This window comes from Rhodococcus sp. 06-221-2, from assembly GCF_002258365.1.
GTDB classification, from domain to species: Bacteria; Actinomycetota; Actinomycetes; order Mycobacteriales; family Mycobacteriaceae; genus Rhodococcoides; species Rhodococcoides fascians.
The window spans coordinates 1-25,682 of sequence record NZ_NOYJ01000014.1 but is presented as its reverse complement, the minus strand read 5'-3'; the positions used below and the strand labels follow the sequence as shown (position 1 = coordinate 25,682).

Below are 25,682 nucleotides of genomic sequence, written 5' to 3'. Positions count from 1 at the left end.
CACACCGACACCGGCTCGACGACGAGCTCGTGGACCGCGCGGCGTGTTCGGTGTGCGACCGGGTGGCTCGGGGAGCAGAATCACCGAAATCGCCTCGCGTCGGCTGCTGTACCGCCCGCGGCACGGTTCGGTCCGCACCGTTCGTCTTCACGTTGGGAGTCTCGACCATGACATCGTCGAACGGACCCGCATCGGGTCTGCGCTCGCAGTTGTTCCGCAAGAAACCGATCGCAGAGCCGGACCAGCAGCCCGGTGGTCTGGAACGCACCATCGGGACGTTCCAACTGACGATGTTCGGAGTGGGAGCGACCATCGGCACCGGCATCTTCTTCGTGCTCTCGCTCGCCGTTCCCGAAGCCGGTCCAGCCGTGGTCCTGTCGTTCCTGGCCGCAGGAATTGCCGCCGGGCTCGCCGCTATCTGTTACGCCGAAATGGCCTCGGCGGTGCCGGTCTCGGGATCGACGTACTCATACGCATACGTGACGATGGGGGAGGTGGTCGCGATGGGTGTTGCGGCCTGCCTGCTGCTGGAGTACGGGGTGTCGAGTGCCGCGGTCGCGGTCGGCTGGAGCGGATACCTCAACGAACTTCTCGGTAACCTCTTCGGCTTCACCATCCCGCACGCGTTGTCCGCGGCACCGGGTGACGCCGATCCGGGAATCCTGAACTTGCCCGCCGTCGTGCTGATCGTTCTGTGCGCCGTCTTGCTCATTCGCGGTGCGAGCGAGTCCGCAGCGGTGAACGCAGTCATGGTCGTCATCAAGCTGGGCGTGCTCGCGCTGTTCGCCGTCGTCGGATTCACCGCCTTCGATTCCGGCAACTTCTCGGACTTCATGCCGCTCGGAGCGGCAGGTGTCACCGCGGCGGCCGGCACCATCTTCTTCTCGTTCATCGGTCTCGACGCCGTCTCGACAGCCGGGGACGAGGTGAAGAATCCACAGAAAACCATGCCGCGAGCCATCATTGCCGCACTCGTCGTGGTGATCGTCTTCTACCTCGTCGTTGCGGTCGCGGCGTTGGGCACACAGCCGTGGACAGCATTCGCCGGGCAGGAAGAAGCCGGGTTGGCCGAGATTCTCCGAAATGTGACCGGACGGGCATGGCCGGCCACGATTCTGGCGGCGGGCGCGGTGATCTCGATCTTCTCGGTGACTCTGGTGACGATGTACGGGCAGACGCGCATTCTGTTCGCCATGGGCCGAGACGGGATGCTGCCCAAGGCGTTCGCGAAGGTCAGTCCCCGGACTCACACCCCCGTCAACAACACGATCGTCGTCGCGGTGATCATCTCGATCCTCGCCGCGTTCGTTCCGCTGGACAAGTTGGCCGATCTGGTGTCGATCGGAACGCTCGTCGCGTTCATCGTCGTGGCGATCGGCGTGATCGTCCTGCGCCGGACGATGCCCGACCTCGAGCGTCCGTTCAAGGTGCCGGGCTACCCGGTGACACCGATCCTGTCCATCGCCGCGTGCATCTACATCCTGTCCGGCTTGCGGTGGACCACATGGTTCTGGTTCGGGCTCTGGCTCGCCGTGGTTCTCGCGTTCTACTTCCTGTGGGGTCGGCATCATTCGGCGCTTCGATCGGTCGGAAAGGACGCAGAATGAGCGTGCTGATCGCGTTCGCGCCCGGCAAGGGAAGTGTCGGTGCCCTCGATCTCGGTGCGCAACTGGCGCGATCCCTGACCACGAACATCGACGTGGCAACCGTGGTTCCCAAGCCGTGGTCGACGCCGTCGATGGCCCGGGTCGACGCCGAGTTCGCGGACTGGGCGGCGTCGACGGCCACCGAGTCGGAGGCGAAAGCCCGCCACTACTTGGAGGAACGCGCACCCGATGTCGCCGCGTCGTTCCACCGGATGTCGCACCGCTCGGTGTCCACTGCATTGACCGAGGCCGCGGAGACCACCGGGGCGTCGATCCTGGTTCTGGGTTCCTCGGGGGACGGTGCTCTCGGGCAAGTCGTCGTCGGTTCCACCGCGGACAAGTTGCTCCATTCCTCGCCGGTCACCGTCGCGTTGGCCCCGCGCGGCTACCGCATTCGAGATCGGGCCGTCCTGACGCGGATCACGTGCGCGTTCTCGGGCGACAGTGAGGCCACCCGCGTCGTCGGGCCCACAGCGGAGTTGGCCCGCGACACCGGTGTGCCACTTCGCTTGGCCTCGTTCGTCGTTCGCGGGGCAACGATGTATCCGCCCGAGATCGGGCTGCGAGCCGAGGACGACGTAGCGGCCGAGCTCGCCCGAGGACTGAGCGAGGCGCTGACCGCGGCGGTGGACGACGCTGTCGCGGTGGGGTTACCGGCCGACCGCGTCGACACCGAGTTGGCCACCGCGGGCAGTTGGCGAGAAGCACTCGACGAACTGCACTGGCAGGACGGCGAAGTGCTGACCATCGGATCGTCCGGGCCGTTGGGTCCGATCGCTCGGGTGTTCCTCGGTTCACGGGCAACGAAGATCATTCGGCACTCGCCCGTACCGATTCTGGTGTTGCCGCGCCGGTGAGTGCCCGCTACCCGTTCAGCGCCAGCACCGACAGCAACTCGTACGCGACATGGGCCGCCGCGATGCCGGTGATATCGGCGTGGTCGTATGCGGGTGCGACTTCCACGATGTCGGCACCGACCACGTTGAGCCCCACGAGACCGCGCAGCGTGTTGAGCAACTCGCGTGAGGTCATCCCGCCGGCCTCGGGTGTGCCGGTGCCCGGAGCATGCGCGGGATCGAGAACGTCGATGTCGACCGAGACGTAGACCGGGCCACCGTCGAGGCGACGACGCATACGCTCGACGATGCTGGCCACGCCGTCGACCTCGTAGTCGTCGGAGCGAATCACCTGGAAGCCGAGAACCCGGTCGTCCTCGAGGTCCTGCTCACTGTAGAGAGGGCCGCGGATACCGATGTGCTGGGAGCGTTCGAGGTCGATGAGCCCTTCCTCGCTGGCTCGTCGGAACGGCGTCCCGTGTGTGTACGGCGCACCGAAATACGTATCCCAGGTATCGAGGTGGGCGTCGAAGTGCAACACCGCAATCGGCCCGTGATCACGCGCGAGCGAACGCAGGATCGGGAGCGCGATGGTGTGGTCTCCGCCGAGAGTCAGCACCGAAGAGCCGTCGGCACGCAGGTTCGTCACGGCATCGTGCACGGTCTGCAGCGCTTCGGTGATGTCGAACGGATTGACCCCGATGTCGCCGAAGTCGGCTACCTGTTGGCGTGCGAACGGCGAGACCTGCAGGGCAGGGTTGTACGGCCGCAACAGTTTCGACGCCGCACGGATGTGGCCGGGTCCGAAGCGCGCACCCGGCCGGTAGCTCACCCCCGAATCGAACGGCACGCCGAGAATCGTCACGTCTGCCCGCGACACCTCGTCGAGCCGGGGGAGTCGCGCGAATGTCGTCGGTTCGGCGTAACGGGGGACCTTGGTGGCGTCGAGCGGGCCGACCGGGGTGTGTTCCGGGTTGTTCGCATTCATCGAGATGTCCCTCCGCAGTCGAGCGCCCGGCCGTCGAAAGGTCGACCATGTCGCTCGGCAAGCGTTACTCTGATGCTCGGTCTTGTCAACACAAGTTTCCTGAAAGGCGAAAAGGGTGTCTTCAGCCGCGCAGGTCGACGTCGACGCGCCACGGATCGGTGCGCGCCTGAAGGAGGCGCGCCTGAAGAAGCGGCTCACGCTCGACGCGCTCGCCTACACCTGCGGGGTCACCAAGGGGTATCTGTCCAAGCTCGAGCGCGATCAGGTGAACGCATCGGTTGCGTCCCTGGTTCGAGTGTGCGCCGCGCTCGACGTACCGGTCGGCTCGCTGTTCGACGACGCACCCGTCGGCGAAGTGGTACGCGCACAGTCGTTGCCGCGCATCATGTTCGGTGGAGTACAGATGACCGAGTATCTGCTGACGCCGGTAGGGGAGCGTCGCGTCCAGGTGTTGTTGGGGCATATCGAACACGGCGGCGGGAGTGGGTCCGAGGCGTACACGCTGCCGCTCGACGTGAGCTTCGTGTACGTGATCGACGGCGAGCTCCGGGTGATCTTCGACGCCGATCCTGGCGCGGACTTGGGCGGGGACGACATCTCTCTCGGGGCGGGGGACGCCTTCACGTTCTCGCCGCGCCGTCGGCACAGTTTCCGCAGCGACAGCAGCGGTGGAGCGCGAGTGTTGTGGGTGCTGGCACCAGCCCTGCCCGAAGAATTGCCGATCGGAAAGCCGGGGTTGCATCGGTGACGAACACCGTCTCGCTCTATCAGGGGCCGGAGGATTCCGGCGATGTCGAGTCGAACCTGACGGCACTCGATGCTGCGGCTGCGGCTGCCGCGGCGGCAGGTGCATCGATCCTGGTCACTCCGGAGATGTCGGTCAGCGGTTACGACATCGGTGAACTCGTCGTCGACCGTGCCGAACCGTTCGACGGGCCGATCTTCGGGAGGGTCGCACAGATCGCCCGTGCTCACGGCGTCGCGATCGTGTACGGATATCCCGAACGCAGCGGCGAGTCGGTGTACAACGCCGTTCAGGTCGTCGACGCGACCGGTACGTCACTGGCGCGTTACCGCAAGACGCACCTGTTCGGTGAGCTCGATCGTGCCCACTTCACCCCAGGCCAGGAGTTGGTGGTGCAGTTCGACTTCGAAGATCTGCGCTGCGGTCTGCTCACCTGTTACGACGTCGAATTTCCGGAGACCGTCCGCGCGCACGCCGACGCGGGTACGCAATGGTTGATCGTCCCGACCGGTCTGATGTCGCCGTTCGAGATCATCGCAACCCACGTGGTTCCCACGCGGGCCTACGAGAGCCAGGTGTTCGTCACCTACGTCAACCGCTGTGGCACCGAGTCGAGCCTGACCTATTGCGGCCTGACGTGCGCCGTTGCTCCCGATGGCACCGACATCGCCAGAGCCGGTGTGCACGAGCAACTGTTGACGGTGCACTTGGACCCCGCCGACCTCGACAGGTCCCGAGCGATCAACACCCACCTTTCCGACCGACGTCCGGATCTGTATCGGACGGCACCTCGTCCCGCAGGGACCGCAGGCCCGGTACGAGCCGAGCAGGAGAACGACAGATGACCACACCCGTCACCCCGGACAGCGCGATCGAGCCCGAGGACGAACAACCGCTCACCATGTTCGGGCCGGACTTTCCGTTCGCCTACGACGATTACCTCGCCCACCCGGCCGGCCTGGGTAGCGTTCCCGACGCCGCACTCGGTACCCGAGTCGCGGTGGTCGGCGGCGGACTCGCAGGAATGGTCGTGGCCCGCGAGTTGCTTCGGCTCGGCCTGGAACCGGTTGTCTACGAATCGGATCGAATCGGCGGCCGCATGCGATCGGTGCCGTTCGAGGGGCATCCGGGTGTGGTCGCCGAAATGGGCGCGATGCGGTTTCCGCCGTCCTCGACCGCGTTGTTCCACTACCTCGACTCCGTCGGGCTCGAGACGACACCGTTCCCGAACCCGTTGGCCGAGGCGACCCCCAGTACGGTGATCGATCTCAAGGGCACCAGCCACTACGCCCGCAGGCTCGAGGATCTCCCGCCGATCTTCGCCGAGGTCGCCGACGCATGGAACAGAACGCTCGAGGAGCACGCCGAACTGATTCCGCTGCAGCGTGCCATCCGCAGGCGGGACGCGGCCGAGATCAAGCGCATCTGGAACGAACTGATCGTGAAATTCGACGATCAGACCTTCTACGGATTCCTCGCTGCGTCCGAGCATTTCTCGTCGTTTCGCATGCGAGAGTTGTTCGGCCAGGTCGGTTTCGGAACAGGAGGTTGGGACACCGACTATCCCAACTCCATTCTCGAGATCCTTCGTGTCGTCATCACCGCAGCCGACGATCACCACCGCGGCATAGTCGGCGGGTCACAGCAGCTGCCGATGCGGTTGTGGACCGACACACCCGCGGACCTGGCGCACTGGCCGGCGGGTACGTCGGTGTCCTCGGTGAACGGCGGCACCACGATGCCGCGCGTCACCGAGATCAGGCGCACCGGGGGCGGCACCACGATCCACGACGACCGAGGAAACATCCGTACGTACGCGGCTGCGGTCGTGACCGCGCAGAGTTGGATGTTGCTCAGCAACATCAGGTGCGACGACGATCTGTTCCCGATCGACCACTGGACCGCCATCGAACGTACCCACTACATGGGGTCGACGAAGGTCTTCGCACTCGTCGATCGGCCGTTCTGGAAAGACAAGGACCCGGTGACCGGGCGTGATCTGGTCAGCATGACGCTGACCGACCGGATGAGCCGCGGCACATACCTTCTCGATCAGGGCGAAGGAAAGCCGGGGCTGATCTGCCTGTCCTACACCTGGTCCGACGACTCGCTCAAACTGCTGGCTCTCGATCCCACCGAACGCATGAACATCATGTTGCGATCCCTCGAAGAGATCTACCCGGGTGTCGACTTTCGCAGCCACATCATCTCGACTCCGGTGACGCTGTCCTGGGAGACCGAGCGCGACTTCATGGGTGCGTTCAAGGCCAACCTGCCGGGGCACTACCGCTATCAGGAAAGACTGTTCACCCACTTCGTGCAGGACGAACTCGAACCCCGACACCGTGGCATCTTCCTTGCCGGCGACGACATCTCGTGGACCGCCGGTTGGGCGGAGGGCGCGATTCACACAGCACTGAACGCGGTGTGGGGCGTCGTACATCACCTGGGTGGCATCTCGGCACCGGACAACCCGGGCCCGGGGGACGTCTTCGACACCATCGCGCCGCTTCGACTGGGCGACTAACGCTTCGCTGCAGCCGATCGAGGTGGGCGTTCGTCGAACACGAACAGTGCCAGCGCGACGATCAGCATGACGGCCACCACCCAGATCGCGCGCAGAGCGAACAGCTCCACCGACACTGCGCCGAGTACAGCGCCGCCGAGAAACCCGGCGATGACCGTGCCGAACCGCCGAGCCCTGATCCCCGCCTCCCGATCATGCTCGACCACACGATGAAACGCCGCCATGGCCATGGTGCGGAGGTTGCCGGTCGTCATCGTCGTGTTGAACGGCGAATCCACCAACACCCGAAAGGTCGTCACCTGCACGCCCGCGACATGCGCGAGGATGACCGACACCACCGCATCGGGAACCGTTGCCGGCAGAAACCCGACGATCACCAGAACCAGGATCTCGTAGCAGAGCACGGCCCGCACCGGCCTGCGCACGATCCTCTCGATCGCAGGCAACGCGATGAACTCGGCCGTCATGACACCCAGAACGAACGCCGTCAACGGCGGCAGGAACACCAGCGCCTCCACCCAACGCCCGCCCGCCACGTCCACGCCGAGCAGCACCACGTTGCCGGTCTGGGCACCGGCGAACACACCGCCGCGAGTGACGTAGGTGTACGCATCCAGAAATCCGCCCACTGCCGCCAGCAGCACTCCGAGCCGAACCGACTTCGCGGTGGCGACGGAGATCTGGGGTTCAGGACGAGGGGTGGTCATCGCGAAATCCTGACACAGAGGGGCGCTCTCATGCCGCGAGTAGGGAGAGCAACAATTCCGCACGCACCCGCGCCGACGTCAGATCCACCCCCAGCAATTCCTCGCATCGTGTGATGCGGTTGCGCAAGGTGTGACGATGCACCGACAGGTGGGCAGCGGCGGTTTCCCAGTGCCCGTTGGCCTCCAGGAACGCCCGAAGCGAACCCACCAGATCCGCGGTGTGAGTGCGGTCGTACTCGGCCAGGACGGCGATGGTGACGGCAGCCATGGCACGCAACGACTCCCGAACCGGTTCCGACGCCAGCAGCATCGACCCGGTGAAATGGACGACCCGATCACCGGGACCGGCCGCCGCGCACGCGAGCCGCGCTTGTCTCAGCGCGGTGGGGGCCTCGGTGATGTGCATGTCGGTGCCGACCCCCGCACACACCGAACGGGGAAGAGAATTCATCAGCCGCGCAACGAAATTCGCGTCGCCGCCGGGTAGCAGCATCTCGGCGCCGTCGTCGGTGGACCTGACGAACGTCGGCCGTGCGTGGGCGCGGAACTGAGCATCGACGGCATCGGCGATGGAACCCGTCCGCCCCGTCGCGCCGCGGAGAACCACCACGGTGATGCGTGAGTCGTCGTCGGCCGCATCGGCGAGATAGCTCGGTGCCTGCGTGTCACCGGGGGACAGGAGATGCCCGTCGAGGAGAAGTCCGAGCGCACGCGAGTTGAGGGCCGTCTGCTCCGCGCGCAGCCGCGCAGGCTTTTCCAGTTCGAGGGTTATCAGCGACACCGCATGCCCGAGCAATATCTGCTCGACTCCCGTCACGGGCCCCTTCGTGCGAATCGCGAGGAAGCTCGGCGCACTGGCGGTGATCGGTACCGAGTGCAGGCTCACGGTGCGGCCCGGCTCGCTCACCGATACCGTCGCGGGTGACGACGACGGACGGATACTGGCGGCGATCTCGCGGGCCTGCGCGATCAGATCCGCCGCGTCGACCGGATGAAATGACTCGGTGCGATGTCCGATGAGCGCGACGGAGGTGGACGTGGCGACCGCCAATTCGCGCACGATCGCGTCGACGCCGCCGTGCAGTGCGGCGCGGGTGATGCGGCTCTGCACCGACGCCGCCCGCAGGACTTCCTCGTACTCCTGCTCGGCGATGCGTGTGGTGACCGCCCGAATGACCGCGGCGAAAGGAGTGTCGTAGGGAACCTCGACGACGGGTAGCCCGACCTCGTCTGCCGCGTCGAGAAGTTCTCGTGGAATCACGCTGTGCGAGAGACCGGTTCCGAATCCGAGGCAGGCAACCCCTGCCGTTCGAAGGGTGCGGACGTACTGCGCGAGTGCGGGACCGCCGGAGTCGAAGCCGAGACCTGTCGTGAGGATCAGCTCGCCGCCGGACAACCACGGACTCGGATCGGTGAGCTCGGTCGCCTGCGCGAAGGTGATGGCGGCACCGCTGCGTTCGGGCCCGCCGCGATGACTCAGCCGGAGGTCGCGTTGTCTCAACAACCAGGAAATCTGCACACTCACCTGTCGCACTGTAATCGTGCCTGACGAAATGGCGTGTGCTTCTGCACCTGAATGTACGTATCGGCAGTCTCCGGTCGACCCTCGCGGTCGCATACTTGCTGCACAGAGACCAACCCGAAAGGTGCGACCATGGCTTCGATCGAATACCGACTTCCGCAGGAGCGCAGGATCGTCACCGCGTTCCCCGGCCCGAAATCGTCGGCTCTGGCCGAGCGCCGCAAGGCCGTCGTCGGTGCAGGCGTCGCATCGACGCTGCCGGTGTACGTGGCCGACGCGGACGGCGGCGTCGTGGTCGACGTCGACGGCAATTCGTTGATCGACCTCGGTGCCGGTATCGCCGTGACGACCGTCGGTGCGTCGAATCCGGCTGTCGTTGCCGCCGTGCAGGATCAGGTCGCTCACTTCACGCACACCTGCTTCATGATCGCGCCCTACGAGGGATACATCGCGGTCGCCGAGAAGTTGGCCGAACTCACGCCGGGAGATCACGACAAGCGCACCGTCCTGTTCAACAGTGGTGCCGAGGCCGTCGAGAACGCAGTCAAGATCGCCCGGCACGCCACCGGCCGCTCGGCCGTGGTCGTGTTCGACCACGCGTATCACGGCCGCACGAACCTGACGATGGCTCTGACCTCGAAGTCGATGCCGTACAAGAGTGGATTCGGCCCGTTCGCTCCCGAGGTCTATCGAGTTCCGATGTCGTACCCGTTCCGTGAAGGACTCGGTGCCGACGGATCGGCCGTCACCGGTGCACAGGCCGCCGCCCGTGCGATCTCCATGATCGAAAAGCAGGTCGGCGCAGACAATCTCGCGGCCATCCTGATCGAGCCGATCCAGGGTGAGGGCGGCTTCGTCGTGCCGGCGGACGGCTTCCTGCCTGCGCTGACCGAGTGGGCGCGCAAGCACGATGTCGTGTTCATCGCCGACGAGGTGCAGTCCGGATTCACTCGCACCGGTGCCTGGTTCGCCAGCGAGCACGAGGGCATCGTGCCGGACCTGATCACCATGGCCAAGGGCATCGCGGGCGGTATGCCACTGGCCGCGGTGACGGGCCGGGCAGATCTGATCGACGCCGTGCATCCCGGTGGGCTCGGCGGCACCTACGGAGGCAATCCCGTCGCATGCGCCGCTGCGCTGGCATCGATCGAACAGATGGAGACCCTCGACCTCAACGCCCGCGCTCGCGACATCGAACGCATCGTCGTCGATCGGCTCACGGCGTTGATGCCGGAGGTGGGGATCATGGGTGAGGTTCGAGGCCGTGGGGCCATGCTTGCCGTCGAGCTCGTCGTGCCGGGTGGACGTGAGCCGAACCCCGAGGCCACCAAAGCCGTTGCCGCTGCGGCACTCGCGGCAGGCGTGATCGTGTTGACGTGCGGAACCTACGGCAACGTCATCCGCCTGCTTCCGCCGCTGGTGATCTCCGACGAGTTGCTCGACGACGCACTCACGGTGCTCGAGAACGCACTGCGCGACGCTTCGAAGGGACTCTGACATGGCCATCGAGCAGCTGTTGTCCTCGCTGCCCACCGACCTGTGGCTCGGTGGAAAGCAGACCCCCGCGCAGTCGGGCGCGCGATTCGCCGTCCTGAATCCCGCCACCGGTGAGGAACTGACCACCGTCGCCGACGCAGGCGCGGCCGACGGCATCGCGGCCCTCGATCTCGCTGCCGCGGCGCAACCGGAGTGGGCGGCAACGCCTGCACGGGAGCGAGCCGAAATTCTGCGGCGCGCCTTCGTCCTGTTGCAGGAACGTGCAGCCGATTTCGCTCTGCTGATGACCCTGGAAATGGGAAAGTCGTTGGCGGAAAGTCGCGGTGAAGTCAACTACGGCGGTGAATTCCTGCGCTGGTTCAGCGAGGAAGCGGTCCGGATCGGCGGCCGGTACACCCCTGCGCCCGCCGGTAACGGCCGAATCCTGGTCACCAAGATGCCGGTCGGCCCGGTACTCGCGATCACTCCGTGGAACTTCCCGCTGGCCATGGGAACTCGCAAGATCGGTCCCGCGCTCGCAGCGGGTTGCACCGTCATCGTCAAGCCGGCCGAGGACACCCCACTGACGATGCTCCTGCTCGGTCAGGTGTTCGCCGACGCCGGATTGCCCAGCGGTGTGCTGTCGGTGCTCCCGGCCTCGGACGCTGCATCCGTCACCGGTCCGCTGATGGACGACCCCAGACTGAGGAAGGTCACCTTCACCGGATCGACCGGAGTGGGAAAGCTGTTGGTGCGCAATGCAGCCGACCGACTGCTCCGGACATCGATGGAGCTCGGCGGCAATGCGCCGTTCATCGTCTTCGAAGACGCGAACATCGATGCCGCCGTCGACGGAGCGATGCTGGCCAAGATGCGCAACGGCGGCGAGGCGTGCACTGCAGCAAACCGTCTGTACGTGGCCGAGCCCGTTCGCGAGGAATTCACCGAGAAGCTGACCGCGAGAATCGCAGCACTGACGGTCGGCCCCGGTGATCGCGACGGTACCGACATCGGACCACTCATCAACGACAAGCAGCGACGGACGGTGTCGGCACTCGTCGACGATGCCGTTGCCAAGGGCGCCCGCATCCGCACCGGCGGATCGGTGCCCGACGGTCCCGGGTTCTTCTTCACACCCACTGTGCTCGACCGCATCCCGGCCGACGCAAACCTGTTGCGCGACGAGATCTTCGGGCCGGTTGCCGCCATCGTCGGATTCGAGACCGAGGACGAGGCCGTCGCCGCGGCCAACGACACCCGGTACGGATTGGTGGCCTATTTCTACACCGAGAGCCTCGATCGGGCTCTGCGGGTCTCGGCTGCTCTCGACACCGGCATGGTGGGGGTCAACCGGGGTGCCATCTCCGACGCCGCGGCCCCCTTCGGCGGTGTGAAGGAGTCGGGCTTCGGACGAGAGGGCGGCTCGGAAGGGATCGAGGAATACCTCGAGACCAAGTACATCGCGCTGCAGTAGATCGACGGTGCAGTAGATCGGCGGTGCAGTAGATCGCAGCGGTGCGCTCCACTCCTGAGCCTAGCGCGGTGCATGCGCTGCCGGGTGGAGCGCACCGGGCGTGCGGTCCCTATTCTCGGGCGGCCGCAATTCGCTTCTCGGCCAGTCGGTCCGCGGCTGCTCCGAGCAGGATCCCTTCGCTGCGTGCCATGGCGAATATGCCGGCGACGGTAGTACGGATCTGTCCGATCGTTGCCATCACCTCGGCCGAATTTCGTCCGCGCAGTTCACCTTCCACCTGAATCAAGCCGCCGGCGTTGGCCACGTAGTCCGGTACCCAGACGATGCCTCGGGCGGCCAGCAGCGATTCGACGTCGGGCGTGAGTAGTTGATTGTTCGCGGCACCGCACACGATGGACGCCGACAGTCGGTTCACCGAGGACGCGTCGAGCGTTGCTCCCATGGCGCACGGGGCGTACACATCGATGTCGGCTCCGATGATGTCGGTTCCGATCGTGACGCCGGGGAAGTCCTGGGCGATCCGTTCGAGGGCGGGTTCGTAGGAGTCGCTCACGAGCACGTCGGCACCCGCTCCGCGCAGGAGTGCCACCAGGTTGTAACCCACCTTGCCTGCGCCTTCGACACCTACTCGTCTGCCGGTCAGATCGTCGGAGCCCCAGGTCGATTCGGCTGCTGCCAGCAGGGAGAGATAGACCCCCAGGGCCGTCTGTGGACCGCTGTCGCCGGTGCCGCCCGCGGTGGTGTTCTTACCGACGACGTAGGCCGTTTCTTCGGCGACGATATCGAGGTCGTCGCTGTTGGTGCCGACGTCGCCTGCCGTGACGTACGTGCCGCCGAGCGATTCGACGAACCGGCCGTAGGCCTCGAGCAATGTCGGGGTCTTGATGACGGTCGGGTCGCCGATGATGACTGCCTTCCCGCCGCCCAGATTCACCCCTGCGACAGCCGCCTTGTAGGTCATCCCGCGGGAGAGTCTCAATACATCGGTCACGGCGTCCTGCTCGCTTGCGTAGGGGTAGAAGCGAGTTCCGCCGAGTGCCGGTCCCAGCACGGTCGAGTGAATCGCGATGATCGCGCGCAGACCGGTGTCTCGATCGTGGCAGAACACCACGCGCTCGTGCGCGGAGTCGGATGGCATGTCGGGCCGGTCGAAGACACCGGGTGCGGCCGGTGCCGAAGCCGAATTCGCGGTCTGGGCAACAGAAGAGCGATGTCGAGTGGGTGTGACGGCAGAGTGGTCGGCAACGACGGACACAGTCGGTCTCTTTCGGTCAGGGGATGGGAGCAGATGCAGCGGCTACCCGGATGTCTTGTCCGTCACAGGGTGTCGTGCACGACGCAGACCGGTCAACCGGCATCGCTCGGACCGTGCAGATTGCGTGATGCGGTCGGTATCGGCCCGACGGGGATGGTCGGGGTGCTCAGCGGCGGCCGTCGTCGGCGAGCTGTTCGAGCAACGGCTTGGTTCGGTACTGAATCAGCTCGGACATGGCAATCGACATGTTGGTCCGCTCGACGCCAGGAATGTCGAGGATCAGGCCTGCTATGCGGTACAGGTCGTCGGCGTCGACCGCCGCAATGCGGATGTGCATGTCCGCGGCGCCGGACAGGCCGAACACCTCGAGTACCTCGGGGATCGTGCGGAGGTGTTCGGTGACCGCTGCCAACGTGTGCTGATTGACCTGAGCGGTCACGAAGGCTTGCAACGGACGTCCTAGCGACTTCGGCGGAATGCGGTGATCGATGGGGGTGAGAGACCCCTTGTCGTCCCACCGCCCGAGGCGTGCCTGGACGGTGTTGCGGGACAGGCCCAACGTGGTGGCGAGTTCGACGCCGGTGGCTCGAGGCTTGGCGCAGAGGGCGAGGAGGAGTCGGGCGTCGGTCTTGTCGAGATCGGTCATTGCGCACTTCCTGTAGCTCGGTCGTTACCCGATATTGTGCACACTGCGTAATTCTGAAGTCATCACTTGTGCACGCTGGGCGTCGGTGGTGTCCTTGTGAAGGACATCACATCACGACGGAGAGTGCCACGGACATGAACACCACCTCGCTGATACAGCTGATCAAGGAATCCGGAACGGTGGTCCGCAACGAGACGTATTCACCTCTGGTCGCGGACATCGACACGGCTGCGATGAAGGAGATCTATCGCGATCTCGTGGTCGTCCGGCGCATCGACGCCGAGGCCACCGCGCTGCAGCGGCAAGGCGAGTTGGGGCTGTGGGCTCCGTTGCTCGGACAGGAAGCGGCGCAGGTCGGCTCGGCCCGCGCACTCGACTCCGAGGACTTCGTGTTCGCCAGCTACCGCGAGCACGGGGTGGCTTACTGCCGCGGAGTCGATCCCACTCGGATGCTCCGTTTCTGGCGGGGATCGACCCTATCGGGATGGGACCCGTACGAATATCGAATGACGACGCCGGCGATCATCGTCGGTTCGCAGGGTCTGCACGCGACCGGATACGCGATCGGCATGCAGCTCGAGGGTGCCGACGGCGCGGCCATCACCTACTTCGGAGACGGAGCGACCAGCCAGGGCGATATCTCGGAGGCTCTCGGGTTCGCGGCCAGTTTCCATGCACCGGTGGTGTTCTTCTGCCAGAACAACCAGTGGGCGATCTCCGAACCGGTCACCGTGCAGACCAAGTCCACGATCGCGGCACGCGGTGAGGGATTCGGCATCCCATCGGTACGGGTCGACGGAAACGACGTCCTCGCGGTGCTGGCCGTGACCAGAGCAGCGCTGGCCCGCGCCCGTGAGGGCAGCGGCCCGACGCTCATCGAAGCCGTCACCTACCGCATGGGGCCGCACACCACGTCCGACGACCCGACGAGGTATCGATCCGGGGCCATGGACGACGAGTGGCGTGCCAAGGATCCGATCGACCGAATCGAGAAGCTGCTCAGACGAATCGGCGTGTTCGACGACGAGTTCGTGGCATCGGTCCAGCGGACGGCGGACGACGTCGCCGCCGATCTGCGACGTGGATGCGTCGAGACCGTCGAACCCGCGGCGATGACGGTGTTCGACAACGTCTACGCCGACCCACACTCTCTGCTCGACGACGAGCGGGCCCAATTCGCCTCCTACCAAGCTGGATTCGAAGGAGTCACGTCATGACCACCCTGGAACGGCCCACCAGCCTGCCGCTCGGCAAAGCCATCAATGCCGGCCTGCGTCGCGCTATGGAAAACGACCCCAAGGTGTTGCTGATGGGCGAGGACATCGGCAAGCTCGGTGGCGTCTTCCGCATCACCGACGGCCTGCAGAAGGACTTCGGGCCCGGCCGAGTACTGGACATGCCGCTGGCCGAATCGGGCATCATCGGTACCGCTGTGGGCCTGGCGATGCGCGGATTCCGTCCCGTGTGCGAGATCCAGTTCGACGGCTTCATCTACCCGGCGTTCGATCAGATCGTGTCGCAGGTGGCCAAGCTGCACTATCGCACGAGCGGAAATGTCAAGATCCCGATGACCATCCGGGTGCCCTACGGCGGCGGAATCGGTGCAGTGGAACATCATTCGGAATCGCCGGAGGGCTACTTCGCCCAGACCGCCGGACTGCGCGTGGTGACCTGCAGCAACGCCGCCGACGGCTACTCGATGATCCAGCAGGCCATTGCCAGCGACGATCCCGTGCTGTTCTTCGAACCCAAACGTCGATACTGGGAGAAGAGTCCGATCGACCTCGGTGTCGACGATCTCGACACCGCCTTCCCGCTGCATCGGGCGCGGGTGGTCACCGAGGGCACCGACATCACACTGGTGGCCTACGGACCGTTGGTGTCCACTGCCCGTAAGGCAGCCGAAGTTGCTGCACACGAGGGTATCTCGATCGAGGTCATCGATCTGCGGTCGCTGTCGCCGATCGACTTCGAGACCGTCGAAGCGTCGGTGCGTAAGACCGGACGGCTCGTCGTCACACACGAGGCACCGGTCTTCATGGGCCTCGGCTCGGAGATAGCCGCTCGCATCTCCGAGCGGTGCTTCTACAACCTCGAAGCGCCGGTGCTGCGGGTCGGTGGATTCGGAACGCCGTACCCGGCGTCGAAGCTCGAGAAGTTCTATCTTCCCGACGTCGACCGGATCCTCGACGCAGTGGACCGCTGCCGTTCCCACTGAGCTGCCGTTTCGCCCCGATCACATCCTCCGCCGATACCGACCGAACAGGATTCGACGATGTCCACCATCAAGAGTTTTCCGCTGCCCGACCTGGGGGAGGGCCTCACCGAGGCCGACCTGTTGACCTGGCTCGTCGCGGTCGGTGACACCATCGAACTCAACCAGAACATCGCCGAGGTCGAGACGGCCAAGGCTGCGGTGGAATTGCCTTCTCCGTTCGCCGGTATCGTTGCTGCCCTGCATGTTTCCGAGGGCGACACGGTGGAGGTCGGAGTGCCGATCATCGACATCAGAGTCGGCGGTGACGACGAACCGGTCGCTACCGATCCAGAGCAGTCCGTTTCCCCGATTCAGACCACGTCGTCCGGGGAGGACGAGGACGAGCGCGTCCCGGTCCTCGTGGGTTACGGCGTCGCGAAGGAAGGCTCGAGCCGACGCGGTGGCCGCGTCGACACACCCGCGGCGTCCGCGCCGAACGAGCAGAATGGAAAGCCGCTTGCGGCCCCACCGGTACGAAAGATGGCCAAGGACAACGGCATCGATCTGAACGAGCTGCCCGCGAGTGGACGCCACGGCGACGTCACCCGTCAGGACGTGGAGTCGTACCTGCAGAGCGGGTCGGATGTGCGGAGTGACACCGATGTGCAGACTGACACCGACGTGCAGCTCGAGACCGAGGCGCAGCAGTCGGGATCCGGGCGGACCGGTCGAGAGGAGCGCACTCCGATCAAGGGTGTACGCAAGCACACCGCCGAGGCCATGGTGCGAAGTGCGTTCACTGCACCTCACGTCACCGAATTCGTGACCGTCGACGTGACCGAGACGCTCGAACTCCTCGAGTCGCTGCGGTCCTTCACACACTTCCGGGACGTGCGTCTGACACCGTTGGCTCTGGTGTCCAAAGCCGTTCTCGTCGCGCTGAAATCGAATCCGTCGCTGAACTCGAGCTGGGACGAGGTTGCGCAGGAGATCGTGACCAAGTACTACGTCAACCTCGGCATCGCGGCGGCGACACCCCGCGGATTGATGGTGCCCAACATCAAGAACGCACACGAGCTCTCTCTGGTGGACATCGCGCGTGCCCTGGCCGACCTGACGCGTATCGCGAAGGAGGGCAAGAGCAGTCCGGCCGATCTGGCCGACGGCACCATCACCATCACCAACGTGGGGGTGTTCGGAGTCGACGCAGGCACGCCGATCCTCAACCCGGGCGAGGCGGCCATCCTGTGCTTCGGGTCCATCCGTCGCACGCCATGGGAACACAACGGCGAGATCGCGTTACGGTCGGTGACGACACTGTCGCTCTCGTTCGATCATCGACTGGTCGACGGCCAACAAGGGTCGGAATTCCTCGCCCTCGTCGGTCGTCTGCTGACTCACCCGATCGATCTGATCGCGCTCGGCTGACCGCGGCGGCGCGGTGTGAATGCCGCCGGGGTTCAGTGCACCGGTTGCGCCGACACGGCCTCGTCCCGATCGCTGCTTGCCTGTGCTCGAATGAAGAACGACGCAGCCACCGCGACCAGTGACACCGCCCCACCGCATAGGAATGCGGTGTGGATGCCTGCCTCGGAACCACCCACCTGCGTTGCCCCGTCGGAGATTCGGGCCGCTGCGGTGTTCGACATGACGGTGACGAACAACGCGGTTCCTGCGGCTCCGGCCAGCTGCTGCACGGTGTTGAAGATTGCGCTGCCGTGCGAGTACAGGCGGGTGGGAAGGGATCCGAGCGAGGAGGTCATCAGCGGAGTCATGATGAGCGCGAGCCCCGCCGAGAGCAGCATGTGGATACCGACGACCAGCGGTAGTGCCGACTGTGCGTCCAGCACCGTCATCGACCACAACGCGGCGCTCACCACCATGGCTCCGGGAATGACCAACGGGCGCGGCCCGATTCGGTCGAAGATGCGGCCGACGAAGGGTGCGAGCAGACCCATCAGCAATCCGCCGGGCAGAAGCATCAGGCCGGTTGCAAGGGTGTCGAGTCCGCGCACGTTCTGCAGATACATCGGCAGGAGGATCAGGGCACCGAACAGGGCCATCATCGAGATCGCGATCATGCCGAGTCCGATGCTGAAGGTGGGGGTGCGGAACGGACGCATGTCCAGCAGCGCGCCGCCGCGTTCCTGGCGGGCGATCTGCCGCAGCACGAAGACGACGAGTGCGATCACTCCCACCACCAACGGCAACCAGACCGGTACGACGGACTCCTCGGCAGAATGACCGAGGCTGCTCAGGCCGTAGACGATGCCGCCGAACGCCAAGGCGGACAACACGACCGACGTGGGATCGAACGAGGGCCGCCCCGTCTCGGTCACGTTCTTCACCAGTGTGGTTCCGATGCCGAACGCGACGAGCGCGATGGGAAGCACCAGCCAGAACATCCAACGCCAATTCAGCGAGTCGAGAATGACTCCGGAGATGGTGGGGCCGACAGCCGGTGCGACGGCGATGACGATGGAGATCACACCCATCATCGCGCCGCGCTTGTGGGCCGGGACGACGGTGAGCACTGTGGTCATGAGCAGCGGCAGCATGATCGCCGTCCCGCTGGCCTGCGTGATGCGGCCGAGCAGAAGCAGCTCGAAACCGGGTGCCGAGGCCGCAAGCAGGGTGCCGACGGTGAACAGGGTCATCGCTGTCACGAACACCTGACGCAGCGTGAAGCGTTGGAACAGGTAGCCGGTGACGGGAATGACCACCGCCATGGTCAGTAGGAATCCGGTGGTGAGCCACTGGGCCGTCGTTGCCGTGATCTCGAGGTCGACCATCAGCGTCGGGAGCGCCACGCTCATGATCGTCTCGTTGAGGATCATGACGAAGGCCGCGATGACCAATATGCCGATCAATAGCTTGCTGCCCGGCGCGAGTTGCTCGTCGGGGGTGCGGTCGGTCTCGGGTGAACTCATGTGTCGACAAACTTTCGCGTATGGGATCGAAGCGTGCAATCGTATGCAGATAGCTTCAATCATTATGACAGTGACTGTCAACTTGACGATTGCTGGTAAGTTGACAGCGAATGACGACCGCAGTCGACGGATGGACGAGGATGAGCGAACGAGTGCCGGACCTGCGAGAGCGACGTCGCCGAGACACTCGGCTCGAGATCACTCGCGCCGCACTCGAGCTGTTCGAGAAGCAGGGCTGCGCCGCGACCACGGTGGACGAGATCGCGCGCCGAGCGGGGGTGTCGCCCAGTACGTTCTTTCGCAGCTTCGCCTCGAAGGAGGAGTCCGTTCTCGGCATCGACCCTGATTTCGAGGTCGACTTCGACCAGTGGCTCGCCGCTACCGCGCCCGAGCACATCACGCTGCCTGGAATCGAAGCGTTGTACGAGCAGTCCGTCGAGCGACTGTCGACAGCGCCCGAGGAGGAGCGCGACCGACTCCTCCGCACTCGGCGACTGATCGGTATCGACGCGCATCTGCGGGCCGCAGCCTTCGCGGCCGACGCGATGACACTGTGCCGCGTCACCGATGCGGTGACCGAGCGCCTCGGCGACCACGAATCACGTTCGTATGCACGACTGTTGGTCGAAGGTGCCGGTATGGCCCTGCGCATCGCCTTCGACGACTGGGCGGTACGGATCGACGGCGGGCAGGATGCCGACCTGCTGGACATCTATCGGACGACAGTGCGCGATCTGCGACGCGTCGTCGCCGGCTGAGGTCTCACGTCGTGAGTGGAACTTCGTAGCCCAGGTCGAGTTTCCGCGCACATGGCGCGCAGCGCCTCTAGCCGAGGCGGCGGGGTGACAGATCCGCTTCGAGAAGGCCGCGCTCGGCCACATCTGCCGGAACCGGTTCTCCGCGAACGACAGCCGCGCCCACCCGGGCCAGCGCCGCGCACGTCTGGATTCCGTAGCCGCCCTGCCCGGCGCACCAGAAGAAGCCCTCGAGCTCGGGGTCGAACCCGACCACCGGGGTGCGATCGGGAACGAAGCTGCGCAGTCCGGCCCAGGACGAACGAACGTGTCGCGCAGTCAGGGTAGTCACCTCGGCGATGTCGTCGAACGCCCGCGCGATCTCCAGCTCGTCCGGACGGGCATCGCTCGGTTCGACCGCCGTCTCGTCGGCCGGCGAACACAACAGTTGTGCGCCTTCGGGTTTGATGTAGAACTTCTCGTCGATGTCGCTCAGTGTCGCCAGATTCTTTGTGTCCAGATCGTCGGGTGCGGCGACCATGAAGACCGACCTGCGCTTGGGAACCAAGCCGATGTGGCGGGCCCCGGCCATCGCACCGACGACATCCGCCCAGGCCCCTGCAGCGTTCACGACCAGTGGAGCCCGGTGAGTCGTCCCGTCCGAGGTGTGTACGTGCCACAGACCGTTCACGCGCTCGAGCTCGGTCACCGAGGCCTTGGTGTGGATCCGACCGCCCCGCTGTCGCAGCCCTCCGACGAATCCCTGATGCAGAGCATGGACGTCGACCTCCATCGAATGCGGTTCGTACAGAGCGCAATCGATCAGCTCGGGCCGGAGCGGTGGGAAGAATGTGCATGCGTCGGTGGGGGAGACCAGCTGCGCGTCGGGAGTGAGGCGACTGACGTCGGTGTACATCGCTTCGAGGGCATCGCCGCGTCCCGTGGCCGCGAATTGCAACAGCGGACGCGGAGTGAGCAAATCCGACCGGAAGCAGTCGGGTGGGTTCACCAGAAAGTCTCGGCCGGCGGTCGTCAAGGCGCGAATCGTGCTGTTGCCGTACGTCTCCAGAAACAGAGCCGCGGATCGACCGGTGGTGTGGAACGCCAACGTGGACTCACGCTCGAGCAGCGTGACACGGCGGTCGCCGGCGAGTTCGTATGCGAGTGAGACACCGCCGATGCCGCCGCCGATGACAACGACGTCCGAGAGGGCGGGCTGTTCGGTGGCGCTCATGGATGTCTCCTGTTCGGCTTCGGCGTGAACCACTGCGCTCCGGGGCCGACTGCTTCGTCGAAGATCAGCCACGTCCGCGTCGAGAGTATCCCGTCCAGCCCTTGCAACTTGTCGAGTACCAGGTGTCGCAATGCCGAGTTGTCCGGTGCGCGCACGAGGACCAAGGCGTCGAAGTCGCCGCCCATCAGGCTGACGTGTTCGACGAAGGGGAACGTGCTGAGGTCGTCGGCGACAGCCCGCCAGGAATCCTGCCGAATCGACAGTGCGACATACGCGGATGCGCCGAATCCGGCTTTCTCGTACGCGATACGGGCGGTGAAACCCTCGATCACACCTTCGTCGACAAGGCGGTCGACGCGAACGTAGGCATGTGCGCGGGAAATGTGGGTGGCCTCGGCGAGGGCCCTCATGGACATGCGCCCGTCTCGGCTCAGTTCGGTGACGATCCGTCGGTCGACGTCGTCGAGTTCGTATTCGGTCTCGCTCGGTGCCATACGTCCACTCCAGACCGATCGCGATGGAAGCTCGTGGACGAATAGTCACACAGCGAGCTTCAGTATGCCATCGGTCTGCAATCCGGTTCCTGATTTGATACTCGGTCCATTTCGACACAGTCTGTGTAGAACGCACCGACGACGAACCAGCGCAGGAGGGGACCCCATGGCCATGACCGACACGCTCGAGCACGTCACGACCTCGGTCGCACGACGCGTTCGCGAGGGACACGAGGCGGACTTCGTCGAATGGACCGACCGGGGCATCGACCTGGTGCGAACCTTCCCGGGCTTTCTCGGCGGAGGCTGGCTGCGCAGCTCGGCCGAATCCAGTGACTATCACGTGGTGTATCGATTCGAGACGCACGACCATCTCGAGGCGTGGTTGCGTTCGGAGGCGAGGCGCGATTGGCTCGGCCGTGGCCGACCGATAGCGGACGACGTTGTGACACATCGGCTTTCCGGCGTGGAGGGATGGTTCGAGCCACAGTCGAACCTGACCGACGCCGTGCGCGTCGTGGGCGGTCCGCCGCCGCGGTGGAAGCAGGCCGTGTCCATCGGTGTTGCGTTCTATGCCGTCAGCCTGTTGGTGAACCTCGTGATCACTCCACATCTGACCCACCTGAACGTGGCCCTGCGGACTGCGGTCGTAGTGATGATGTGCACTCCGCTGATGGTGTACGTGGTGATGCCGTTCGTCACCGCACGACTGCGAAAGTGGCTCGTACCGCGCGGTTGACGGCCACGGCCCTGCTCGTTGCGAGCCGAGCGGTACCCTCTGCGTCATGCGAATCGGACAGACCGCCCCGGATTTCGAGCTGCCCGATCATTCCGGTGAACGTCGTGCGCTCACCGAGCTCACGGCGTCGGGGCCGGTGGTCCTGTTCTTCTATCCGGCTGCGAACAGTCCGATCTGCACGGCCGAGGCGTGCCATTTTCGGGATCTGGGAGCGGAGTTCGGCAGGTTCGGTGCGCAGCGAGTGGGGATCAGCACCGATACCCGAGAGAAGAACCAACATTTCGCTCTGCAGAGGTCGTTCGACTTCCCGTTGCTCTCGGATTCCGACGGTGCGGTTGCCGAACAGTTCGGAGTGCGGCGCGGCGGGTGGTTCGCCCGTAGGCGTCGACTTCGGGATTTCGAGCGCGGCCACTCGAACGTGGCTCGTCGCAGTTACCTACGGCAGTTGTTGTCCGTGAAGCGGACGACGTTCGTGATCGATCGGCACCGAACGGTGCGGATGGTGGTGCAGAGCGAGCGCGGTCACGTACACGCGACCAAGGCGCTGGAGTACCTGCGGTATCTGTCGTGAGCGTCAGTCGTTGGCACCGCTGAAGAGGGCCGTGTAGACGGCGGGCTTGGTCGCTTCGGCCGAGGCATCGGTCGATGCGTCGTCGGGGTGGCTGAAGAGCGCCTCGTTCTTGTCTTTGTGTTCCATTCCCCGAGCATGCACCTCATCGGTCGCAATAGCCACTTGCCGCGCGGAACGACCGCGCTCGGCCGGTCGCGTTCGGTGGAATACTGCCCGGGTGTCCGATGAAACGTTGTTCGAAGCTCTGCGGCGTGAGCCCGATGCCGAGGCACCCAATCTGCATGCGGTCGACGCGGCAGATCGTCTGCTGCTCGATACCGTCGACGAACTGGGGGTCGACCGCACGGCACCGATTGCTGTGATCGGTGATCGCTACGGCGCTCTGACTCTGGGTGCGGCGGCCCTGGGGTTCACCGACGTGCGAGTGCACCAGGACGCTGTTACCGGCGTACGCGCTCTGGAGCTGAACGCGGCGCGTGTGTCGATGGTCGGAACGTACACCCACCACAGGCTGAGTGCGGAACTGCTCGACGGCGTCGGCACCGTGTTGATGCAGTTGCCGCGAGGTCTGGCCGAGCTCACCGAGATCGCCGAGCACATCGCGGCGCATGCTCTCCAGAACGTCGTCGTCCTGGCCGGCGGCCGAGACAAACACATGACTCCTGCGATGAACGACATCCTCGGGCGGTCGTTCGAGACCGTCACGGCGGGTCGGGGACGGCAGAAGGCGCGGGTACTGACCGCGACCGGGGCAGTGGCGTCGGAGATGACGTATCCGGTCGACAAACGAATCGATGACCTCGGCCTGACGGTCGTGGCTCACGGCGCGGTCTTCGCCGGGGCCGGCCTCGATATCGGGACGAGATTCCTACTGGGGTTCGTGCCGAAGATGGCACCTCGCGCAACCAACGCCGTCGATCTGGGGTGCGGCAGTGGAATCCTCGCGACCGAATTGGCTCGAACCAGGCCCGGTCTCGAGGTGATCGCGACGGACCGATCCGCCGCGGCCATCGCGTCGGCCGCTGCCACCGCCGAGGCGAACGGGACGACGATCTCGGTGGTGGCCGACGACGCGATGTCGACGTTCGAGTCCCGGTCGGTCGATCTGATCGTCTGCAACCCGCCGTTCCACGAGGGCGCTGCGGTACACACAGGCGGGGCAGGCAAGTTGTTCGAGGCCGCCGGACGCGTGCTGCGGCCGGGCGGACAGCTGTGGACGGTGTTCAATACGCACCTGAACTATCGTCGGGCTCTCGCCGACGCCGTCGGGCCCACCGATCCGATGGGACGCAACACCAAGTTCACCGTCACTCGCTCGGTGCGCCCGAGCGAGTGACAGTGAAGACCAGATGCGAGAGCGTCAGGTGACGGGGCCGCCGTCTTCCGGGGTGCCGTCGATCTGGCCCCTGTCGCGCCCACGATCCTCGACGAGAGTCCCTTCGACGATCTCGGCCTGACGCTGGCCTTCCGCGTAATCGATGTCGGGATCCTCGTCGGACTCCTCGATGACGTGGTCGACCAGTTCTTCGGTCAGTTCGTCGTCCGGGGTCTCGGTGATCGGGCGGTCGAGATCCTCCTCGACGGCGATGTCGGGTTCTTCTTCGCTGAGCTTGAGGTCGAGGCTCTCGCCCTCGGCTGCTTCACGGGCGGTGGTACCGAAACTGTTGGCTTCGCTCCAGTGGTCCGGGGGATCGACCACGGTGTCGCCGTCGTCGTTGCGCACCTCGTCGGAGTCGAGGCTTTCGCTTTGGTCCAAGGTCTGGTCGGGTCCGTCTTCGATTGCCATTTCCTCATAGTGCCCGTTTCGATTCGGTGTCACACACGCGGTCGTGGCTGCCTGTCGAGGGGCGACCCGGTAGAGTCCGTTTTGTCCGACGTAGAGGTTCTCGTCACGGGAACTTTTGTCCGGATGTCGAACGTTCTACTGATGACCGACGGGGAGATCCCCGGTGGGGATCAGAACTTACGAAGGGAAGAGACACGGTGCGCACCTCCAGCAACCCGGTGTTCCGCAACCTGCCCAAGCAGCAGGGCGGCGGATACGCCACATTCGGATCTGCGACGGCTGGAGCCTCGCAGGCCGCAACGTTCGGCCAGCATCCCGGAACACAGGCCGACCCGTACACCACGCAGCCCGCTCAGCGGGCCATGACGATCGACGACGTGGTCACCAAGACCGGCATCACCCTCGGTGTGCTCAGCGTCACGGCGATCATCTCGTACTTCCTGGTCTCGGGTAATCCGGGCTTGGCCATCCCCTTCGTGATCGGCGGCGGCCTCATCGGCTTCGGCTTGGTCATGTTCGCGACGTTCGGTCGCAAGATGGACAACAAGGCAATCGTGCTGGCCTACGCCGCGGCGGAAGGTGTGTTCCTCGGCGCGCTGTCGCTGATGTTCACCGACGTCTCGTTCGGCGGAGTCGGCGGATCGGCACTGATCGGCCAGGCCATCCTCGGCACGTTCGGCGTGTTCTTCGGCATGCTGATCGTCTACAAGACCGGCGCTATTCGCGTCACGCCGCGTCTGACTCGCATGATCGTCGGTGCCCTCATCGGTGTCGTCGTGCTCATGCTCGGCAACCTCGTCGCCAGCTTCTTCATGGACGGTGGATTCGGGCTGCGTGACGGCGGACCCATCGCCATCATCTTCAGCCTCGTCTGCATCGGCATCGCGGCGTTCAGCTTCCTGCTGGACTTCGACCAGGCCGATCAGCTGATCCGCGCACAGGCTCCGGAGAAGGCAGCCTGGGGCGTCGCGCTCGGCCTGACCATCACGTTGGTCTGGCTGTACGTCGAAATCCTGCGTCTGCTGAGCTACTTCCAGAACGACTAGTACTCACGCGAAAAGCCCCGCCCTCCGATTGGCGGATTCTAGGGGTCCTCGCAACACCTGATGGTCAGATGCCTGTCAGTAGATCACGTAAACGCTCGGCTGGAGTTTTCCAGCCGAGCGTTTTGCGTG

25 protein-coding genes are annotated in these 25,682 nt (G+C 65.1%); 15 read left to right on the top strand and 10 right to left on the bottom strand.

Annotation, left to right across the window (positions count from 1 at the left end; genetic code table 11):
* The first annotated feature begins 167 nt into the window (after positions 1–167).
* Both CH281_RS07315 and CH281_RS07310 read left to right on the top strand, forming a co-directional pair.
* Entirely contained in the window at positions 168–1,607 is a 1,440-nt protein-coding gene (locus CH281_RS07315; RefSeq protein ID WP_027496225.1) for an amino acid permease, read from the top strand.
* On the top strand, positions 1,604–2,503 hold the full coding sequence (locus CH281_RS07310) for a universal stress protein (protein ID WP_027496226.1): 900 nt from the start codon (positions 1,604–1,606) through the stop codon (positions 2,501–2,503). Before CH281_RS07315 ends, CH281_RS07310 begins: the two co-directional genes overlap by 4 nt.
* Before the next feature lie 7 nt (positions 2,504–2,510).
* On the opposite strand, the gene speB is transcribed toward CH281_RS07310, so the two are convergent.
* Positions 2,511–3,470, bottom strand: a complete 960-nt coding sequence (speB, locus tag CH281_RS07305) for an agmatinase (RefSeq protein ID WP_094693602.1) — start codon at positions 3,468–3,470, stop codon at positions 2,511–2,513.
* A gap of 115 nt (positions 3,471–3,585) precedes the next feature.
* Between speB and CH281_RS07300 the strand changes: the two genes are divergently transcribed.
* The 3 genes from CH281_RS07300 to CH281_RS07290 are packed head-to-tail and all read left to right on the top strand — an operon-like array spanning position 3,586 to position 6,742.
* Entirely contained in the window at positions 3,586–4,218 is a 633-nt protein-coding gene (locus CH281_RS07300) for a helix-turn-helix domain-containing protein (RefSeq protein ID WP_094693600.1), read from the top strand.
* Positions 4,215–5,060, top strand: coding sequence for a carbon-nitrogen hydrolase family protein (locus CH281_RS07295; RefSeq protein ID WP_037219189.1), 846 nt, complete (start codon positions 4,215–4,217; stop codon positions 5,058–5,060). The genes CH281_RS07300 and CH281_RS07295 overlap by 4 nt, the downstream gene beginning before the upstream one ends.
* Positions 5,057–6,742 (top strand): flavin monoamine oxidase family protein, encoded by a 1,686-nt coding sequence (locus CH281_RS07290; protein WP_094693598.1) that lies wholly within the window; start codon positions 5,057–5,059, stop codon positions 6,740–6,742. Before CH281_RS07295 ends, CH281_RS07290 begins: the two co-directional genes overlap by 4 nt.
* Here the strand turns inward: CH281_RS07290 and CH281_RS07285 are convergent.
* Together CH281_RS07285 and CH281_RS07280 are read right to left on the bottom strand one after the other, a co-directional pair.
* Entirely contained in the window at positions 6,739–7,449 is a 711-nt protein-coding gene (locus tag CH281_RS07285) for a YoaK family protein (RefSeq protein ID WP_032366254.1), read from the bottom strand. The two genes, CH281_RS07290 and CH281_RS07285, sit on opposite strands and share 4 nt — an antisense overlap.
* Positions 7,450–7,477: 28 nt before the next feature.
* Complete coding sequence (locus CH281_RS07280) at positions 7,478–8,974, bottom strand: PucR family transcriptional regulator (RefSeq protein WP_094693596.1); 1,497 nt, start codon at positions 8,972–8,974, stop codon at positions 7,478–7,480.
* A gap of 129 nt (positions 8,975–9,103) precedes the next feature.
* Here CH281_RS07280 and gabT point away from each other — a divergent pair, with 129 nt between their 5' ends.
* A complete protein-coding gene (gene gabT, locus CH281_RS07275; protein WP_032371094.1) occupies positions 9,104–10,468 on the top strand; it encodes a 4-aminobutyrate--2-oxoglutarate transaminase in 1,365 nt (454 codons plus the stop codon).
* A 1-nt stretch (position 10,469) separates the two neighbouring features.
* The gene (locus tag CH281_RS07270) at positions 10,470–11,921 is read left to right on the top strand and encodes an NAD-dependent succinate-semialdehyde dehydrogenase (protein ID WP_094693594.1); all 1,452 of its coding nucleotides are present in this window, start codon (positions 10,470–10,472) and stop codon (positions 11,919–11,921) included.
* 109 nt (positions 11,922–12,030) lie between these two features.
* Here the strand turns inward: CH281_RS07270 and CH281_RS07265 are convergent, their stop codons facing one another.
* On the bottom strand, positions 12,031–13,059 hold the full coding sequence (locus CH281_RS07265) for a Glu/Leu/Phe/Val family dehydrogenase (RefSeq protein ID WP_094693622.1): 1,029 nt from the start codon (positions 13,057–13,059) through the stop codon (positions 12,031–12,033).
* Positions 13,060–13,342: 283 nt separating this feature from the next.
* Entirely contained in the window at positions 13,343–13,822 is a 480-nt protein-coding gene (locus tag CH281_RS07260) for an Lrp/AsnC family transcriptional regulator (RefSeq protein WP_027496234.1), read from the bottom strand.
* Positions 13,823–13,956: 134 nt separating this feature from the next.
* Here CH281_RS07260 and pdhA point away from each other — a divergent pair, with 134 nt between their 5' ends.
* The 3 genes from pdhA to CH281_RS07245 are packed head-to-tail and all read left to right on the top strand — an operon-like array spanning position 13,957 to position 17,447.
* Positions 13,957–15,039 (top strand): pyruvate dehydrogenase (acetyl-transferring) E1 component subunit alpha, encoded by a 1,083-nt coding sequence (pdhA, locus tag CH281_RS07255; protein WP_094693592.1) that lies wholly within the window; start codon positions 13,957–13,959, stop codon positions 15,037–15,039.
* Complete coding sequence (locus CH281_RS07250) at positions 15,036–16,040, top strand: alpha-ketoacid dehydrogenase subunit beta (RefSeq protein ID WP_032371090.1); 1,005 nt, start codon at positions 15,036–15,038, stop codon at positions 16,038–16,040. Before pdhA ends, CH281_RS07250 begins: the two co-directional genes overlap by 4 nt.
* Positions 16,041–16,097: 57 nt before the next feature.
* Positions 16,098–17,447 (top strand): dihydrolipoamide acetyltransferase family protein, encoded by a 1,350-nt coding sequence (locus CH281_RS07245; RefSeq protein WP_094693590.1) that lies wholly within the window; start codon positions 16,098–16,100, stop codon positions 17,445–17,447.
* Positions 17,448–17,479: 32 nt separating this feature from the next.
* Here the strand turns inward: CH281_RS07245 and CH281_RS07240 are convergent, their stop codons facing one another.
* Positions 17,480–18,949: an MDR family MFS transporter gene (locus CH281_RS07240; protein WP_032371088.1), complete on the bottom strand. Its 1,470-nt coding sequence runs from the start codon at positions 18,947–18,949 to the stop codon at positions 17,480–17,482.
* 110 nt (positions 18,950–19,059) lie between these two features.
* On the opposite strand from CH281_RS07240, the gene CH281_RS07235 reads away from it, so the two are divergent.
* Positions 19,060–19,707 carry a TetR/AcrR family transcriptional regulator gene (locus CH281_RS07235; RefSeq protein ID WP_051365083.1) on the top strand — a complete coding sequence of 216 codons (648 nt, stop codon included), beginning with the start codon at positions 19,060–19,062 and terminating at the stop codon, positions 19,705–19,707.
* Between the two features lie 67 nt (positions 19,708–19,774).
* Here the strand turns inward: CH281_RS07235 and CH281_RS07230 are convergent, their stop codons facing one another.
* Positions 19,775–20,917 carry an NAD(P)/FAD-dependent oxidoreductase gene (locus tag CH281_RS07230; protein ID WP_094693620.1) on the bottom strand — a complete coding sequence of 381 codons (1,143 nt, stop codon included), beginning with the start codon at positions 20,915–20,917 and terminating at the stop codon, positions 19,775–19,777.
* Entirely contained in the window at positions 20,914–21,411 is a 498-nt protein-coding gene (locus CH281_RS07225; protein WP_027496240.1) for an Lrp/AsnC family transcriptional regulator, read from the bottom strand. Before CH281_RS07225 ends, CH281_RS07230 begins: the two co-directional genes overlap by 4 nt.
* 172 nt (positions 21,412–21,583) lie before the next feature.
* Between CH281_RS07225 and CH281_RS07220 the strand changes: the two genes are divergently transcribed.
* Positions 21,584–22,150 (top strand): antibiotic biosynthesis monooxygenase, encoded by a 567-nt coding sequence (locus CH281_RS07220; protein WP_032366526.1) that lies wholly within the window; start codon positions 21,584–21,586, stop codon positions 22,148–22,150.
* 46 nt (positions 22,151–22,196) lie between these two features.
* A complete protein-coding gene (locus CH281_RS07215; protein WP_094693588.1) occupies positions 22,197–22,721 on the top strand; it encodes a peroxiredoxin in 525 nt (174 codons plus the stop codon).
* Positions 22,722–22,724: 3 nt separating this feature from the next.
* Here CH281_RS07215 and CH281_RS27240 read toward each other — a convergent pair whose 3' ends face one another.
* A complete protein-coding gene (locus CH281_RS27240) occupies positions 22,725–22,847 on the bottom strand; it encodes a hypothetical protein (protein ID WP_255032376.1) in 123 nt (40 codons plus the stop codon).
* Positions 22,848–22,938: 91 nt separating this feature from the next.
* Here CH281_RS27240 and CH281_RS07210 point away from each other — a divergent pair, with 91 nt between their 5' ends.
* Positions 22,939–24,057 (top strand): class I SAM-dependent methyltransferase, encoded by a 1,119-nt coding sequence (locus CH281_RS07210; RefSeq protein WP_094693586.1) that lies wholly within the window; start codon positions 22,939–22,941, stop codon positions 24,055–24,057.
* 24 nt (positions 24,058–24,081) lie between these two features.
* Here the strand turns inward: CH281_RS07210 and CH281_RS07205 are convergent, their stop codons facing one another.
* A complete protein-coding gene (locus CH281_RS07205; RefSeq protein ID WP_027496244.1) occupies positions 24,082–24,507 on the bottom strand; it encodes a hypothetical protein in 426 nt (141 codons plus the stop codon).
* Positions 24,508–24,704: 197 nt separating this feature from the next.
* On the opposite strand from CH281_RS07205, the gene CH281_RS07200 reads away from it, so the two are divergent.
* Entirely contained in the window at positions 24,705–25,553 is an 849-nt protein-coding gene (locus CH281_RS07200) for a Bax inhibitor-1/YccA family protein (RefSeq protein WP_027496245.1), read from the top strand.
* Positions 25,554–25,682 lie beyond the last annotated feature (129 nt).

Bases quoted from the DNA above. Each gene is read 5' to 3' on its own strand.
- CH281_RS07315 (WP_027496225.1), top strand. From the start codon at position 168: ATGACATCGTCGAACGGACCCGCATCGGGTCTGCGCTCGCAGTTGTTC.
- CH281_RS07310 (WP_027496226.1), top strand. From the start codon at position 1,604: ATGAGCGTGCTGATCGCGTTCGCGCCCGGCAAGGGAAGTGTCGGTGCC.
- speB (WP_094693602.1), bottom strand. From the start codon at position 3,470: ATGAATGCGAACAACCCGGAACACACCCCGGTCGGCCCGCTCGACGCC.
- CH281_RS07290 (WP_094693598.1), top strand. From the start codon at position 5,057: ATGACCACACCCGTCACCCCGGACAGCGCGATCGAGCCCGAGGACGAA.
- CH281_RS07285 (WP_032366254.1), bottom strand. From the start codon at position 7,449: ATGACCACCCCTCGTCCTGAACCCCAGATCTCCGTCGCCACCGCGAAG.
- gabT (WP_032371094.1), top strand. From the start codon at position 9,104: ATGGCTTCGATCGAATACCGACTTCCGCAGGAGCGCAGGATCGTCACC.
- CH281_RS07270 (WP_094693594.1), top strand. From the start codon at position 10,470: ATGGCCATCGAGCAGCTGTTGTCCTCGCTGCCCACCGACCTGTGGCTC.
- CH281_RS07265 (WP_094693622.1), bottom strand. From the start codon at position 13,059: ATGCCATCCGACTCCGCGCACGAGCGCGTGGTGTTCTGCCACGATCGA.
- CH281_RS07260 (WP_027496234.1), bottom strand. From the start codon at position 13,822: ATGACCGATCTCGACAAGACCGACGCCCGACTCCTCCTCGCCCTCTGC.
- pdhA (WP_094693592.1), top strand. From the start codon at position 13,957: ATGAACACCACCTCGCTGATACAGCTGATCAAGGAATCCGGAACGGTG.
- CH281_RS07250 (WP_032371090.1), top strand. From the start codon at position 15,036: ATGACCACCCTGGAACGGCCCACCAGCCTGCCGCTCGGCAAAGCCATC.
- CH281_RS07245 (WP_094693590.1), top strand. From the start codon at position 16,098: ATGTCCACCATCAAGAGTTTTCCGCTGCCCGACCTGGGGGAGGGCCTC.
- CH281_RS07240 (WP_032371088.1), bottom strand. From the start codon at position 18,949: ATGAGTTCACCCGAGACCGACCGCACCCCCGACGAGCAACTCGCGCCG.
- CH281_RS07235 (WP_051365083.1), top strand. From the start codon at position 19,060: ATGACGACCGCAGTCGACGGATGGACGAGGATGAGCGAACGAGTGCCG.
- CH281_RS07230 (WP_094693620.1), bottom strand. From the start codon at position 20,917: ATGAGCGCCACCGAACAGCCCGCCCTCTCGGACGTCGTTGTCATCGGC.
- CH281_RS07225 (WP_027496240.1), bottom strand. From the start codon at position 21,411: ATGGCACCGAGCGAGACCGAATACGAACTCGACGACGTCGACCGACGG.
- CH281_RS07220 (WP_032366526.1), top strand. From the start codon at position 21,584: ATGACCGACACGCTCGAGCACGTCACGACCTCGGTCGCACGACGCGTT.
- CH281_RS07215 (WP_094693588.1), top strand. From the start codon at position 22,197: ATGCGAATCGGACAGACCGCCCCGGATTTCGAGCTGCCCGATCATTCC.
- CH281_RS27240 (WP_255032376.1), bottom strand. From the start codon at position 22,847: ATGGAACACAAAGACAAGAACGAGGCGCTCTTCAGCCACCCCGACGAC.
- CH281_RS07205 (WP_027496244.1), bottom strand. From the start codon at position 24,507: ATGGCAATCGAAGACGGACCCGACCAGACCTTGGACCAAAGCGAAAGC.